The organism is Pseudomonas sp. ASL7, from assembly GCF_056680375.1.
Genome location: NZ_CM155279.1, coordinates 1209697 through 1223115, shown reverse-complemented (window position 1 = coordinate 1223115; position 13419 = coordinate 1209697). Strand labels below are relative to the sequence as shown.

Below are 13419 nucleotides of genomic sequence, written 5' to 3'. Positions count from 1 at the left end.
CGAATTCGACCGCAAGACCCGGAGTGTTCTGCGCCTGCCGGCTGGTTACTCTGAATGAAACGGGTCAACGGAGATGAAGCCATGACAATCCACTCGACAACAATCGCCATCGAAAACGATCCTCGCTGGGCCGCCGTCGTCGCGCGCGATCCCCGGGCAGACGGACAGTTTGTGTATGCAGTGAAAACCACTGGCATCTACTGTCGCCCCAGCAGCCTGGCGCGTTTGCCGAAACCGCAGAACGTTGAATTTTTTGATACCGCCGAGCAAGCCCAGGCGGCGGGTTATCGCCCGAGCAAACGGGCGACAAAGGATCAAAGCGACGTCGCCGCGCAACATGCAGCGATCGTGGCAGCCGCGTGCCGTCAGATTGAAACCGCCGAGCATTTGCCTGCACTCAGCGAGCTGGCTGACAGCGCAGGCCTCAGCAGTTTTCACTTCCACCGGATATTCAAGGCAGTCACCGGCCTGACCCCCAAGGGTTACGCCACGGCCCATCGCTCGCGCAGAGTGCGTGAACAGTTGGCGAACGGCGGCTCGGTGACCGACGCCCTGTATGACGCCGGCTTCAACTCCAACAGCCGCTTCTATGAGGCCGCGGATCAGCTATTGGGCATGAAACCCGGAGACTACCGCGCCGAAGGCCAGAACAACGACATTCGGTTTGCCGTCGGCCAATGCTCCCTGGGGGCGATTCTGGTCGCGCAAAGTGAACGCGGGGTTTGCGCGATCCTGCTCGGGGACGATCCACACCAACTGGTGTGCAATCTGCAGGACAAGTTTCGACAGGCCAACCTGATCGGTGCCGATCATTCATTCGAGCAACTGATCGCCAAGGTGGTCGGTTTTATCGAAGCACCGGCCATTGGCCTGGACCTGCCACTGGATGTTCGCGGAACCGCGTTCCAGGAACGGGTATGGCAAGCGCTACGAGAGATCCCCGTCGGCAGCACGGCCAGCTACGCCGAAATCGCCCAGCGCATCGGCGCACCAAAAGCCTTCCGCGCCGTGGCCCAGGCCTGCGGCGCAAACAGCCTCGCGGTGGCAATTCCGTGCCATCGCGTGGTGCGCAGCGACGGCGATCTTTCAGGCTATCGCTGGGGCGTGGAACGCAAACGCCAGTTGTTGGAGCGAGAAGCACTGCCTTAGACGATGCCGATGTACACCGCCACGGAATCCGGGCTTGTATAGGCTTCAAAGTCGGTCGCGAACCGGCGCCTGATCTGCGGGTGCGCTTCGAAATAGGCCCAAATTCGCTGCCAGGCGTCGATGACGGCATCTGGCATCGGCCCCTTGCCTTCGAACACCAGGTATTGGCCGTTTTCGATGCGGATTGTCTCGTAACCTTGCGCCGGTGCCTGAACAGCAATCCCGGCCGTCACATCGAACGCCCCCAACGCATCCGATTCGTACCCGGAGTACACGCCGTAGGCCGGTGAAGCGGGTTGTTGCGGCGCAATCCGCTCAATCAACCCTTCGCTATAGAGACGCCCCCACATCGGGCCAATCTTCGCCGTTTCAGCCTCTTGTTCCGCGCTGTTGAGGGTTCGTACCCTCAGCCCCGAAACGATGAACGGTGCGACATAGGCCTGTTTGATGTCCATTGCTGCGCCACTCCCTGTTATTCAGATTTGCGGCCCTGACGAACCGCAACGGCGCCTACCTTGTCAGCGATTGACGTCGACGACAACCCTTCCCCGCAACTGCCCCGCGAGTAATCGAGGTGCGGCATCGATCGCTTCGCTCAGACCGATTTCGTGACTGATCAGCGACAACAAGGTGAAGTCCAGATCCTTGGCCAGTCGACTCCAGGCCAATACTCGCCTGGCCTTCGGCTGGGTCACGCTGTTAATACCAGCGAGTGTCACACCGCGTAAAATAAATGGCGCAACGGAGGCTGGAAAGTCCATCCCTTGAGCCAGCCCACACGCAGCGACAGTGCCGTTGGCCTTCGTGCTGGCGCAGGCGTTGGCCAGCGTGTGGCTGCCGACCGAGTCAATCACCGCCGCCCAACGCTCCTTGGCCAAGGGCTTACCCGGTTCGGACAGCGTGGCACGATCGATGATTTCGCTGGCGCCCAACTGTTTGAGGTAGTCATGTTCGGAGGTACGGCCAGTGGACGCAACCACCCGGTAGCCGAGCCTGCTGAGCAGCGCAATGGCGAAACTGCCTACGCCGCCATTGGCGCCCGTGACCAGGATATCGCCCTGTTCCGGCGTCACGCCGTTATGTTCCAGCGCCAGGATACTGAGCATCGCCGTGTACCCGGCCGTGCCAATGGCCATCGCCTGGGCGGCACTGAATTGCGGCGGCAACGGGATCAGCCAGTCGCCGTTCAGGCGGGCTTTCTGCGCCAATCCACCCCAATGCCCTTCGCCAACGCCCCAGCCATTAAGCAGCACCTGGTCGCCGACCTTGTAGTCCGGATGCCCACTGACTTGGACAGTACCTGCCAGATCGATGCCCGGCACCATCGGGAATTTTCGCACCACCGGGCTGCTGCCAGTGATTGCCAGGGCATCCTTGAAGTTCAGCGTGCTGTACGCGACGCGCACTGTCACATCACCCTCCGGAAGCTGATCGTCATTGATCTCTTGCAGTGTGGCCCGGTAACCGCTGTCGTCTTTGTCGATCAAAATACCTTTGAACATTGCTGCCTCCCAAAAGGAATTGCTTAGCTTGTCGAGATGAAATAGCACAACGCAACATTTTGCCGTACTCGACTTTAAGCCAAACCGGGCCTTTATCCCGTCGGCGGCTCTGAAAACTCGGCCGGCCTTGCACCAGTCATGATACAAAACCGGCTCTACCGTCCCTGCCCTGTTTTCATGCCGGAGAACCTTTCAAATGAACCAATGGCCCGACACCCGCATTCTTGATTTGCTCGGAATCGAACTGCCGATCATCCAGGCGCCCATGGCCGGCGCCACCGGTTCGGCCATGGTGATTGCCGCAAGCAACGCGGGCGGGCTGGGTTCCATGCCTGCCGCCATGTTGAGCACCGAACAGTTGCGTGAAGAGTTGAGGACGATTCGCCAACACAGCCAACGCTCGATAAACGTCAACTTCTTTTGCCACCAGCCTCCCGCCGCCGATGAGCAACGCGCCCGTGACTGGAAAAATCTGCTGGAACCGTACTACCGGGAATTGGGTGTCGACTTCGACGCACCGACGCCGGTATCCAATCGCGCACCGTTCGATAACGCGACCTGCGAAGTGATCGAGGAGTTTCGCCCCGAAGTCGTGAGTTTTCACTTCGGGCTGCCGGAAAAATCCTTGCTGGACCGTGTCAAAGCGGCCGGGGCAAAGGTGCTGTCCTCAGCCACCACCGTAGAAGAAGCCATCTGGCTTGAGCAACATGGCTGTGACGCGATCATCGCGATGGGCTACGAAGCAGGCGGTCATCGCGGGATGTTCCTGAGCGACGACTTGAGCAGCCAAGTGGGTCTATTTGCCTTGGTGCCGCAGATTGTCGACGCGGTGAAAGTGCCGGTGATTGCGGCGGGCGGCATTGCTGATGCACGCGGTGTCGCGGCGGCTTTTCTGTTGGGCGCTTCGGCAGTGCAAGTAGGTACCGCGTATTTGTTCACGCCAGAGGCCAAGGTCAGCGCCTCTCATCACAAGGCGCTGCGTACGGCCAGGGAAAGCGAGACAGCGGTCACCAATATTTTCACCGGACGCCCGGCGCGCGGGATTCTCAATCGAGTGATGCGTGAGCTCGGGCCGATGTCTGACAAAGCCCCGGCCTTTCCGCTGGCCGGTGGTGCGCTGATGCCGCTGCGGGCCAAGGGGGAAGCGGACTTCAGTAATCTCTGGGCCGGGCAGGCGTTCACCCTGGGCGTCGAAATGACCACGGCCGAGCTGACTCGGCGCCTGGCGGAGGATGGGTTGGCGAAGCTGACCTATGCCTGATTAGGCCGCGTTCGATGTAGGAGCGAGCTTGCTCGCGATGGACGTTAACGATAATGCGTTCTTCCTGAATAAACGCGTTGCTCTCAAGTCCTTCGCGAGCAAGCTCGCTCCTACATTGAACGCAAGCGTGCCCCAAGCAATGCGTATCCAGAACATTCCGTTTACAGACCATTCGCTATATATTCCTCTATATAGCGTTTTCGCCCTTCGCCGCAATTGCCTAACATGGAGCCGTTTCATGACCTTTCGTGCCTCACGCTTTGCCCCCACTTGTCTTGCGAGCCTGATCGCCGTATTCGCCTTCGGGTCGGCCCAGGCAGCTGAAGTCCAGGTGGCAGTCGCCGCCAACTTCACCGCGCCGATTCAGGCTATCGCTGCTGACTTCGAGAAAGACACCGGGCACAAACTGGTCACTTCCTTTGGCGCAACCGGCCAGTTCTACACCCAGATCAAGAATGGCGCGCCGTTCGAAGTGTTCCTGTCGGCCGACGACACCACCGCGCAAAAACTTGAAAGCGAAGGCGACACGGTCAAGGGTTCACGCTTCACCTACGCCATCGGTACCCTGGCGCTGTGGTCGGCCAAGGAAGGTTACGTCGATGCCAAGGGCAAAGTGCTGAGCGACAATCAGTATCAACACCTGTCCATCGCCAACCCGAAAGCCGCGCCTTATGGTCTGGCCGCGACTCAGGTGTTGGCCAAACTGGGCCTGACCGACAAGGTCAAAGACAAGATTGTTGAAGGCCAGAACATCACCCAGGCCTACCAGTTCGTGTCCACCGGCAACGCCGAAATCGGCTTTGTAGCCTTGTCGCAAATCTACAAAGACGGCAAAGTCACCGGTGGTTCGGCATGGATTGTTCCGGCTGCCCTGCACGACCCCATCAAGCAAGACGCGGTGATCCTCAACAAAGGCAAGGACAACCCGGCCGCCACGGCGCTGGTTGAATACCTCAAAGGTCCAAAAGCCGCCGCGGTCATCAAATCCTATGGCTACCAACTCTAAATGACGCTCTCGAGTGCCGATTTTTCCGCCATTTGGCTGACCCTGAAGCTGGCGTCCCTGACAACCGCCATCCTGCTGGTTATCGGCACACCGATTGCCTTATGGCTCTCGCGTACCCAATCCTGGCTGCGCGGCCCGGTCGGTGCGATCGTCGCCCTGCCCCTGGTGCTGCCACCCACCGTGATTGGCTTCTATCTGTTGCTGGCGCTTGGCCCTAACGGCTTTGTTGGCCACTTCACCCAGTCACTGGGGCTCGGCACCCTGACGTTCAGCTTTACAGGTTTGGTGATCGGCTCGGTGCTGTACTCGATGCCGTTCGTGGTCCAGCCGCTGCAAAACGCCTTTTCCGCCATCGGCACGCGCCCTCTGGAAGTGGCCGCGACCTTGCGCGCCAATCCTTGGGATACGTTTTTCAGCGTGATCCTGCCGCTGGCCCGACCGGGCTTTATCACGGCGGCCATTCTCGGCTTCGCCCATACCGTCGGTGAATTCGGCGTGGTGCTGATGATCGGCGGCAATATTCCCGACAAGACCCGCGTGGTCTCGGTGCAGATCTACGATCACGTCGAAGCCATGGAATACGCACAGGCCCATTGGCTGGCCGGGGCAATGCTGGTGTTCTCCTTTGCGGTATTGCTGGCGCTTTACTCCAGCCGCAAAACCAAAGCGGGCTGGAGCTGATTGATGATTCGGACACAGCTGAAACTGCGTTATTCGGGATTCTCCCTGGAGGTGGATCTGCAATTGCCCGGCCGCGGCGTCACCGCACTGTACGGCCATTCGGGCTCGGGCAAGACCACCTGCCTGCGCTGTATCGCCGGCCTGGAAAGGGCTGATCAGGGCTTCATCCAGATCAACGATGAAGTCTGGCAGGACAGCGACAAAAAGATTTTCGTACCGCCGCACAAACGCGCGCTGGGTTACGTTTTCCAGGAAGCCAGCCTGTTCCCTCATCTGTCGGTACTGGCCAACCTGGAGTTCGGCCTTAAGCGAATCCCGAAACAACAGCGCCGCGTCGATATGGCTCATGCGACTGAATTGCTCGGGATTGGCCACTTGCTGGGTCGCCATCCGCAACACCTTTCGGGCGGTGAACGTCAACGTGTCGGTATCGCCCGCGCCCTGCTCACCAGCCCGAAACTGTTGCTGCTGGACGAACCGCTGGCAGCATTGGACGCCCAACGCAAAAGCGAAATCCTGCCGTACCTGCAACGACTGCATGATGAACTGGACATCCCGGTGCTGTACGTCAGCCACTCACAGGATGAAGTCGCGCGACTGGCCGATCACCTCGTCCTGCTCAGCAATGGCAAGGCGCTGGCCAGCGGCCCGATTGGCGAAACCCTGGCGCGTCTTGATCTGCCCTTGGCGCTGGGCGACGACGCCGGCGTGGTGATCGAGGGACGCGTCAGTGCCTATGACACTGACTACCAATTGCTGACCCTGCAACTGCCCGGCACGCACCTGAACATTCGCGTCACTCACTCACCGATGACTGCGGGCCAGGCGCTGCGCTGCAAGGTTCAAGCGCGGGATGTCAGCCTGAGTCTGCAAAGCGTCGAGCAAAGCAGCATCCTCAATCGCCTCCCGGTCACCGTGATCAGTGAAATGGGCGCGGACAACGCCGCTCACGTGCTGATCCGCCTGGAGGCTGACGGCACACCGCTGCTGGCGCGGATCACTCGCTACTCCCGAGACCAAATGGGCGTGCACCCCGGCCAGCAACTCTGGGCGCAAATCAAGGCAGTGGCGGTGCTGGCGTAAATCCGCTGGCACGTCTGTAGAAGCCTGCGGTCAATGGCTGTAACGGTCACTGATTGCAGGCCAAGGACTACCGCCATGCCCGATACCGCGCTGCCCGATGTGCTGCCCCCCGACCTGCGTTACGTCGACGACACCCAGCCCGGCATTACCCGCAAGAAACTGCGTGGCAAGTTCTACTACTTAGACCCGGCAGGTCAGCGCATCACCGATCAAGACGAAATCAAACGCATCAATGCCCTCGCCGTACCGCCGGCCTATACCCATGTGTGGATCTGTGCCGACCCGTGCGGCCATCTGCAGGCCACCGGCCGTGACGCCCGAGGTCGCAAGCAATACCGTTATCACCCGCGCTGGCGAGAGGTGCGCGATGCCGACAAGTACTCGCGTCTGCGGGACTTCGGCCTGGCCTTGCCGAAACTGCGCAAACGACTGGAAGCCTTACTGGCCGCTCCCGGCTTCAGTCGCGACAAGGTCATGGCCACAGTCATTACCCTGCTCGATACAACGCTGATCCGCGTCGGCAATTCGCAGTACGCACGGGACAACCGCTCTTATGGCCTGACCACCCTGCGCAACCGTCACGTCGAGGTCAACGGCAGCGCGATCCTGTTCCAGTTTCGCGGCAAGAGCGGCGTCGAGCATCGGATCACTGTGAAAGACCGGCGACTGGCGCGGATCATCAAGCGCTGCCTGGAGATTCCCGGGCAAAACCTGTTTCAGTACCTCGATGAAAACGGTGAGCGACATACTGTCAGCTCCTCTGACGTCAACGCTTACCTGCAAACCCTCACGGGTGCCGACTTCACCGCTAAGGACTATCGAACCTGGGCCGGCAGCGTGCTGGCGTTAGCGCTGTTGCGCAAACTGCAATGGGAGCCGGAGTCGGATGCCAAGCGGCATGTTGTGGAGATGGTCAAGAACGTCGCCAAGCAGTTAGGCAATACCCCGGCCGTTTGCCGCAAGTGCTACATCCATCCGGCGGTACTCGATGGATTCATGCTGGGAGCGCTGGCGGAACTGCCTCGGCCAAGAATGCGCAAAGGACTCAGAGCCGAGGAAGCCGGACTGGCGATGTACCTGGAGAAGATGATCGAAAGGACTGAACCGACGAACTGACCTGTCTATTTTTTGCACGATTGCAAATGGCTTCTATAGTTGATCTGAACGAATCTGCTGCGGTGAGCCATGGAAGACATTTTTGTCGTGAAGCGTTGCAACAAAATCATCATCCACGGCCGCCGAGCAGGAGACGCCGGTCATCTGCCACCTGACGCCGCCGTCTGGTACCGCATCGCCGATACGCGCACTCGCGGCTTTATCGGTGATGGCTTTGATCGTGAAGAAGACGCCCAACGAGAATGTCGACAGCTGAACGCAAGGTCACACGTGACAGCCCGACAAGGCTGAAAAATCACCTGCCTTTTCCGGGTCTATACTGAAAACTGCTGAAGGATCAGCGACCCCATCGGCAGAAAGCTCGCTCCCAGCGGGCTTTTTGTTGCCATTTGCCAGGTTTCTTGAACGGAGGTGTTTGCCATGTCCGAAAAAGAGTCCATCACCACCCTGCTCACCCTGCTCGACTCTCGCCAGGCTCGCTTGGCAGCGGCATGCAAGGAGATCGCCGACTGGGTTGATCATCAAGGCGGACACCCGACTGCCCTGAGAATTCGTGATCGCCTGAACGATATCGAAAAGGACGCACCACTGATTCGCAACACACTGTCTTCACTCAAACCTGTAGACCCGCCTCTGCCAAGGTTCAGATGATTCGATCCGGACACGCGACGCGAGTACAGGGTCTGATTCAGGACGCATGAACGGCGACGTCCCGTCACCGAGTGCGTCCCTGCCTGATCGTCTCCGAAAACACCCCGCCTCGGCTCCACGCTGGGCTTTTTTTTGCCTGTTGCGCACGCAACGAACGTCGCCGCCCGGAGGTCAAACGATCACATGTCATGAAGGAGACATCTTATGGTCACTCATTACAAAGTTGGCGGCCACCTGGCCTGCGGTCACAAAGGCAGTAACCTCACCTCAAGCACCGAACTGACTCGCGTCAAATGCAGAAGCTGCCGAAGCACCGACGCGTTCAAAGAGGCGCGCCGCAACGAACGCAACGCGGCACGCCGAGCCGCACGCAAAGCCAAAGTCACCCACACCGCCAACGATTGGCGCGCAGCCTGGGTGCAGCGTCTGACGGCGATGCCCGGACTGCAAAGATTGCCTCGTGGATTTACCGGTCAACCATTCGTTTAGCTGAAAGCTTCGGTGGGCTGAATCGAGTGCGCTCGGTTCAGCCCCTGACGGCATGATTTCTCGCAACGACATGCGCTTGAGTGCATCCCCCCGCCCGTCCTCGGGTGCGAAGAACCCCTGTCATTTAATGGCAGCAAACAGGTTCATCAACTAGGGTTTCTAACGCGTAGAACTGCAGCGCCTTTGTTGGATGACGTCTAATCAGGAGGAGATCGATGGCACCCATTCGTACTGCCGAACAAACCTATCGCGCTTGGTCCAGCCCAATCTTGCTTGAGCTCAAGGAGAGGGAGCATCAACTGGACCCGGAAGCCCGGCAGGCACTTCAAAATGTCCTGTTAGAGAGAAGGCTTGTCGATACCGGCAACCCTTCCGGAAAAGATCGGCGCGGGGCTGATCCGGATCAATAGCCGCTGCCCCGCGAAAATGGCGGCGTGAAAGAATTAAGGGTTTGCATCAGCCGTCGCCTGCCAACCCTTATTCACCAGAGCCGAACGCCAGCGCAGCATGGTTACTCCGTTGATAGGGGATACGGAAGTATCGGCGCCACCAAAGGAATATTTACTTCACTCGATCCCGCGCAGCCATCACAAGTAGCCGATTACCGGTGCTTGGTGGTTGTCTTGAGCACCGACGATGAGATGCAGTGGAACGTGTTGTTGCGACTCGATGGATGGAACTTCAAAACCACCCACCCTTTGGGTTTGTCGCTCGGATAATTCGGTCGACTCTCCTGCCGATGCTTTAGCCATTTTCGCGTGGTTCGCTGCGATTTCATTGAGAGTTGACACGTTACATCCTCCGGTGACTGGCACAGCGCATTGCTGGCAATTCTTAAGCCTAGTGTAGTTGTTTTCGCGTCAGAATTACGTCGATCTGGCGCCAACAACGCCGTCCTTTGCAATCCTCAAGCCATGAATAGTCGTATATTTGGCGCGCCATTTCATAAGCGACGAATGGTGGTCCGTAGGCGCGTTGCGCACGGGTATTGCGCGCCGCATGCCTGCCAAGCCGCCGCCGGAGCCTGGTATGGCAAGACCGCTGAAAAATTTGACGCACCAAAATCGAGCTGTTCACCTGCGTCAGACAGCCAGCACTCAAGAACTCGCCACCATTACTACTTAAGATTAAGAGAAAACTTGTTATTAGTTGCCAGATCGCAACGACATCACTGCAAACTTTATTACATTTTTTATCGTACTTTTAATACACAACACACAATACATGATTGGTAATAATCCAGCTTCCGACACATCACCATAGTGCTTATTTCGCTGCCGCTCAGCTGCTTGGCGGCAGCGTGGCAGCGTGGCCGTCAGTTGCAGCTTAGTGGCCGGAAGAAGAGCAGCCAGCCATGAACAATGCAACAACAATTGGAGCAGTTAATTTATTCACAACTCCCACCCTTTTTAGCTAAGCCCTACAGGAAACATTAGCTCTAATCCCAGGCAAATCAAAAACCAACAATATATTTTTTTACGATAAGACCAATAGCTCCCTCGGGGTTGAGCTTGCAGCTATCCCAACTATATAAAACCATTACATTTAGTAGACGGTTTCGCACGGCCGGTCTGCTCGGTGATGGTGTGAGGTGATGCGCACCGCTGCCCGGGTCGTACTCGCCGACGGTGGTTGCACCGATGGCCATGGCTGGCCGAACGCTGGGATCGTCTCAAGGGTTCACGGCCATTTCGTCGCAGGAAGCCAGGGTGGCTCCAGATGTGAAAAGCCCAGCGCAATGGCTTAATGCTGTTCAGTTAAGGATTTTGTAGGAGCGAGCTTGCTCGCGATGGATTCAAGAGCGCTGCGTTTAGCCTGTAACCACGCGCTATCTGTAACAACCATCGCGAGCAAGCTCGCTCCTACAGTGGATCACATCGCTTAAATGAACAGCATTAAGCGCAATGGCTGGGCTTTGTTTATCTTCTATGTTCCATCATCTTGTCAGCGAGTACGGTAGCTCTTTCGACCAACAGATTTTGCCTGTCCTCGTGACTCGAATTTGGACCTCCGATAACCGGTGCCGTCAGATTGCTTTCCGCAATCAATGCAGCACAAAAGTATTGATCCCAGACGGCTCTGTTCTCAGCGGCCTGAGTACTCACTTGGTCGGATTGCATACGCGGCTCCTATTGATGAGGTAGCGCACTTATTCTACGCCCGAACAGCGAACAAGCCTCGAGGCTGCAGATAGTCGGCAAGCGGCGCGAGGCTGGCAACAGTCGGCCGCTGGGGTTGGCAATCGCCCTGGAATCACAAGCCCATGGTGACCATGCGCGCGTTGAAACCGAGCAATACCAGCTCGGCTGCTACCGGCCCGTAATGAACCCCCAGCGACGGAATGGATCTGGAAATTTTAGTGCCTCGCATTGGCAGGTATTGAAATAGTGGCTGATTGCCGGTATTGGTGAGTCAAGTGAAACCAGGGTAAGGCCTATGGAATATAAAAAAGCAGAAATCATGGCTTACACGGTGAATGGCGACTTGGTTCGACTACCCAGCATTCCATTTCATTTCAGCCCGGCCGGACGATCGCTTCACAGGGGGGCCGAAATCACTGGCGGGATTGTGCAGCGAGCCGGATGGCTTGGTCTGCAAACGGGAGGTTTTGAAGGCTGGCAATCTACCCATAGTATTGAGCTGTCCTATACGAACGGGACAGACTGTAACCACTTGTTCGAGGTGAACCGGAACTTTGACGCCCCAGTCCAGGACGGTGATTGGCTTTGGTTCCCCGCTATGCCGCTGGTAGCGACGATCTATAAAGAGTAACGATATCACCCCACCAGAACCTGGATCTGTGCCAGGGCGTGCCCTTGCAGCCTAGATACGCCCCCCTCCCCCGTTGCTCCTGATCCGCATGATTGAGTAGTAGTCACCACGGTGAATCGAAATGAGTTTTGGTTGCGGCGGACTGCTTATCGGATTTTCAAGGCATTCACTTGATCCAGTGGCCAATAGCCGCTATCCCTTAAGCTCACTGACACACTATTGCTAGAGGGGAAAAACATGATGTCGAGATTCGTCGTTGTCCCCGCGGTACCGAAGGAAACCGGATCAACGCGCAACGGATCACGCTTCTACTGCACGACCGACTCTGTCGAATTCAACATTTACGACAATGACGATAAGTGCAGGCTTCAAGCCTGCTATCCAAACCGAATAGAGGCTAATGCAGAATGCGAACGACTCAACGCCGAGCACCTTCAATGCGTGACTACTAAACATTCCTGCGTCAAGTGAACCATGATCTGCATGGTGTGACCGTGCGAGAGGGACACAACCAGGTCCTGTGGAAGGGCAGCAGCTGTGGCGGCAACTATCGCTTTCATTAGGATTCTTGGCATAGAAGACCGGCCCAATGCGTGGCTTTTTAATTATCCGCAGTCCTCGCGCCCTCTCCTCATGCGCCTGCTGCTACGCTCTCACGTAGCGTTCCCCAAAGCAGTCGGCGTCGCTGCTGGGGCGTCAAGGAGCCAACAATGAAATGCGCAGTTCTTGCAATCATGACCCTACTCTCTTGCTCATCGACCATGGCATCAACTCCAGATGGAGAAGCACTTTTTCAAGATAACTGCAGTGTCTGCCATGGGCCTCGAGGCATGGGGGGATCAGCACCTAAGCTGGCCGGAGATGCCAGTGAGTGGAAATCAAAAATATTTGAGCGAGCCGTGCTTAGCGGTATCGACGATCATGGAAAGCCTTTGAAGACGCCAATGCCGCATTGGGCTGGCACCAGCTTCAAATCTGACAACGGTGCAATGCCAAGCAAACTTGAAGTGGATGCAATACAAAAATACCTGCATCAACAAAAATAGTTTATTGGCTTGGACCGGATACTTTTCGTTTCAGTGACATGGTTTTCACGAAGTTCTCACAGAATGCAGCGCAAATTGAACAGACAAAAGGATTTGACCCCATGCAGAAAGCCCGCCGTGCGCGGGCTTTTTGTTGCCTGTCAGAAAGGCGCAAGCTCCTCCACCCTTTCCAGATGATGCGCGATTACGTGCAAAGGCTGGGAGGGACAAGGCTGAGTCCAGCGGTGACATCGCTGCAAACGGTGCCTTACAGAGATGAACAGGAAATAGCGAATACCCGAAAAAGCCCCCCTTTTGGGTCCCTCCCCCGGCGTCCGGCCAACCGAGCACAATCCAAAACCCGCAAATCACCGCCCCCTCAGCTTCGTCTTTCTATAACTCTTTTGGGAATTCTTTTAATTCCCTAATGTTATTTAGCAAACGATCAAGACGGGGCTACCCTTGGATCCATTGCGGTTGGATCCAACCTAACCAGTTACCTAAATAACAAATATTTTCCGAGTCGGAAAGTAGGCGTTTGCACGGATAACTTTGCTGTTACTTACATTTGTCTCCTCAAGTTTCACCTTGAGTATTCTGGCAGAGATATTACAAGAAGCAGAAGCAAGCGCAGTATTGGAGCAGGAAAAAGTCAAGGATTACTTACGCCCGTATATACCGAGG

General features: G+C 57.0%; 16 protein-coding genes and 1 pseudogene. 12 read left to right on the top strand and 5 right to left on the bottom strand.

Translation table 11 applies throughout. The annotated features are described in order from the left end of the window. Positions 1 to 81 precede the first annotated feature (81 nt). Positions 82 to 1149, top strand: coding sequence for a bifunctional DNA-binding transcriptional regulator/O6-methylguanine-DNA methyltransferase Ada (gene ada, locus AC1MDT_RS05670; protein ID WP_480421093.1), 1068 nt, complete (start codon positions 82 to 84; stop codon positions 1147 to 1149). Here the strand turns inward: ada and AC1MDT_RS05665 are convergent. Both AC1MDT_RS05665 and acuI read right to left on the bottom strand, forming a co-directional pair. Further along, positions 1146 to 1604 (bottom strand): GyrI-like domain-containing protein, encoded by a 459-nt coding sequence (locus tag AC1MDT_RS05665; protein WP_480421092.1) that lies wholly within the window; start codon positions 1602 to 1604, stop codon positions 1146 to 1148. The genes ada and AC1MDT_RS05665 overlap by 4 nt on opposite strands. Positions 1605 to 1667: 63 nt before the next feature. Continuing rightward, positions 1668 to 2651, bottom strand: a complete 984-nt coding sequence (gene acuI / locus AC1MDT_RS05660) for an acrylyl-CoA reductase (NADPH) (protein WP_480421091.1) — start codon at positions 2649 to 2651, stop codon at positions 1668 to 1670. A 196-nt stretch (positions 2652 to 2847) separates the two neighbouring features. On the opposite strand from acuI, the gene AC1MDT_RS05655 reads away from it, so the two are divergent. The 9 genes from AC1MDT_RS05655 to AC1MDT_RS05615 all read left to right on the top strand — a co-directional run bounded on the left by AC1MDT_RS05655 (position 2848) and on the right by AC1MDT_RS05615 (position 9348). Further along, positions 2848 to 3912: an NAD(P)H-dependent flavin oxidoreductase gene (locus tag AC1MDT_RS05655; protein WP_480421090.1), complete on the top strand. Its 1065-nt coding sequence runs from the start codon at positions 2848 to 2850 to the stop codon at positions 3910 to 3912. Between the two features lie 238 nt (positions 3913 to 4150). Then, a complete protein-coding gene (gene modA, locus AC1MDT_RS05650) occupies positions 4151 to 4918 on the top strand; it encodes a molybdate ABC transporter substrate-binding protein (protein WP_480421089.1) in 768 nt (255 codons plus the stop codon). Further along, the gene (gene modB / locus AC1MDT_RS05645) at positions 4919 to 5599 is read left to right on the top strand and encodes a molybdate ABC transporter permease subunit (protein ID WP_480421088.1); all 681 of its coding nucleotides are present in this window, start codon (positions 4919 to 4921) and stop codon (positions 5597 to 5599) included. It abuts the gene before it with no gap. Positions 5600 to 5602: 3 nt separating this feature from the next. After that, a complete protein-coding gene (gene modC, locus AC1MDT_RS05640; protein ID WP_480421087.1) occupies positions 5603 to 6682 on the top strand; it encodes a molybdenum ABC transporter ATP-binding protein in 1080 nt (359 codons plus the stop codon). Between the two features lie 75 nt (positions 6683 to 6757). Further along, positions 6758 to 7798 (top strand): DNA topoisomerase IB, encoded by a 1041-nt coding sequence (locus AC1MDT_RS05635; protein WP_480421086.1) that lies wholly within the window; start codon positions 6758 to 6760, stop codon positions 7796 to 7798. 69 nt (positions 7799 to 7867) lie between these two features. Beyond that, positions 7868 to 8089 carry a hypothetical protein gene (locus tag AC1MDT_RS05630; RefSeq protein WP_480421085.1) on the top strand — a complete coding sequence of 74 codons (222 nt, stop codon included), beginning with the start codon at positions 7868 to 7870 and terminating at the stop codon, positions 8087 to 8089. A 129-nt stretch (positions 8090 to 8218) separates the two neighbouring features. After that, positions 8219 to 8449, top strand: coding sequence for a hypothetical protein (locus AC1MDT_RS05625; RefSeq protein WP_010460746.1), 231 nt, complete (start codon positions 8219 to 8221; stop codon positions 8447 to 8449). A 204-nt stretch (positions 8450 to 8653) separates the two neighbouring features. Further along, positions 8654 to 8938 (top strand): hypothetical protein, encoded by a 285-nt coding sequence (locus AC1MDT_RS05620; protein WP_480421084.1) that lies wholly within the window; start codon positions 8654 to 8656, stop codon positions 8936 to 8938. Positions 8939 to 9153: 215 nt separating this feature from the next. Continuing rightward, positions 9154 to 9348 (top strand): hypothetical protein, encoded by a 195-nt coding sequence (locus AC1MDT_RS05615; RefSeq protein ID WP_480421083.1) that lies wholly within the window; start codon positions 9154 to 9156, stop codon positions 9346 to 9348. A 177-nt stretch (positions 9349 to 9525) separates the two neighbouring features. Here the strand turns inward: AC1MDT_RS05615 and AC1MDT_RS05610 are convergent, their stop codons facing one another. The 3 genes and pseudogenes from AC1MDT_RS05610 to AC1MDT_RS05600 form a co-directional block, all read right to left on the bottom strand. Next, the gene (locus AC1MDT_RS05610; protein ID WP_480421082.1) at positions 9526 to 9729 is read right to left on the bottom strand and encodes a hypothetical protein; all 204 of its coding nucleotides are present in this window, start codon (positions 9727 to 9729) and stop codon (positions 9526 to 9528) included. 1128 nt (positions 9730 to 10857) lie between these two features. Beyond that, positions 10858 to 11058: a hypothetical protein gene (locus AC1MDT_RS05605; RefSeq protein ID WP_480421081.1), complete on the bottom strand. Its 201-nt coding sequence runs from the start codon at positions 11056 to 11058 to the stop codon at positions 10858 to 10860. 133 nt (positions 11059 to 11191) lie between these two features. Then, positions 11192 to 11281 (bottom strand): annotated as a pseudogene (locus AC1MDT_RS05600) (sn-glycerol-3-phosphate transporter); the annotation flags it as partial. Positions 11282 to 11374: 93 nt separating this feature from the next. Here AC1MDT_RS05600 and AC1MDT_RS05595 point away from each other — a divergent pair. Both AC1MDT_RS05595 and AC1MDT_RS05590 read left to right on the top strand, forming a co-directional pair. Further along, positions 11375 to 11710: a hypothetical protein gene (locus AC1MDT_RS05595; RefSeq protein WP_480421080.1), complete on the top strand. Its 336-nt coding sequence runs from the start codon at positions 11375 to 11377 to the stop codon at positions 11708 to 11710. Between the two features lie 710 nt (positions 11711 to 12420). Next, positions 12421 to 12756, top strand: coding sequence for a c-type cytochrome (locus AC1MDT_RS05590; protein WP_480421079.1), 336 nt, complete (start codon positions 12421 to 12423; stop codon positions 12754 to 12756). Positions 12757 to 13419: the final 663 nt, after the last annotated feature.

What these genes read in the sequence shown, in the direction of transcription:
- AC1MDT_RS05655 (WP_480421090.1), top strand. Translation starts at nt 2,848, where the DNA reads ATGAACCAATGGCCCGACACCCGCATTCTTGATTTGCTCGGAATCGAA.
- AC1MDT_RS05605 (WP_480421081.1), bottom strand. Translation starts at nt 11,058, where the DNA reads ATGCAATCCGACCAAGTGAGTACTCAGGCCGCTGAGAACAGAGCCGTC.
- AC1MDT_RS05625 (WP_010460746.1), top strand. Translation starts at nt 8,219, where the DNA reads ATGTCCGAAAAAGAGTCCATCACCACCCTGCTCACCCTGCTCGACTCT.
- AC1MDT_RS05630 (WP_480421085.1), top strand. Translation starts at nt 7,868, where the DNA reads ATGGAAGACATTTTTGTCGTGAAGCGTTGCAACAAAATCATCATCCAC.
- modB (WP_480421088.1), top strand. Translation starts at nt 4,919, where the DNA reads ATGACGCTCTCGAGTGCCGATTTTTCCGCCATTTGGCTGACCCTGAAG.
- AC1MDT_RS05635 (WP_480421086.1), top strand. Translation starts at nt 6,758, where the DNA reads ATGCCCGATACCGCGCTGCCCGATGTGCTGCCCCCCGACCTGCGTTAC.
- AC1MDT_RS05620 (WP_480421084.1), top strand. Translation starts at nt 8,654, where the DNA reads ATGGTCACTCATTACAAAGTTGGCGGCCACCTGGCCTGCGGTCACAAA.
- modA (WP_480421089.1), top strand. Translation starts at nt 4,151, where the DNA reads ATGACCTTTCGTGCCTCACGCTTTGCCCCCACTTGTCTTGCGAGCCTG.
- ada (WP_480421093.1), top strand. Translation starts at nt 82, where the DNA reads ATGACAATCCACTCGACAACAATCGCCATCGAAAACGATCCTCGCTGG.
- AC1MDT_RS05615 (WP_480421083.1), top strand. Translation starts at nt 9,154, where the DNA reads ATGGCACCCATTCGTACTGCCGAACAAACCTATCGCGCTTGGTCCAGC.
- AC1MDT_RS05665 (WP_480421092.1), bottom strand. Translation starts at nt 1,604, where the DNA reads ATGGACATCAAACAGGCCTATGTCGCACCGTTCATCGTTTCGGGGCTG.
- modC (WP_480421087.1), top strand. Translation starts at nt 5,603, where the DNA reads ATGATTCGGACACAGCTGAAACTGCGTTATTCGGGATTCTCCCTGGAG.
- AC1MDT_RS05590 (WP_480421079.1), top strand. Translation starts at nt 12,421, where the DNA reads ATGAAATGCGCAGTTCTTGCAATCATGACCCTACTCTCTTGCTCATCG.
- acuI (WP_480421091.1), bottom strand. Translation starts at nt 2,651, where the DNA reads ATGTTCAAAGGTATTTTGATCGACAAAGACGACAGCGGTTACCGGGCC.
- AC1MDT_RS05595 (WP_480421080.1), top strand. Translation starts at nt 11,375, where the DNA reads ATGGAATATAAAAAAGCAGAAATCATGGCTTACACGGTGAATGGCGAC.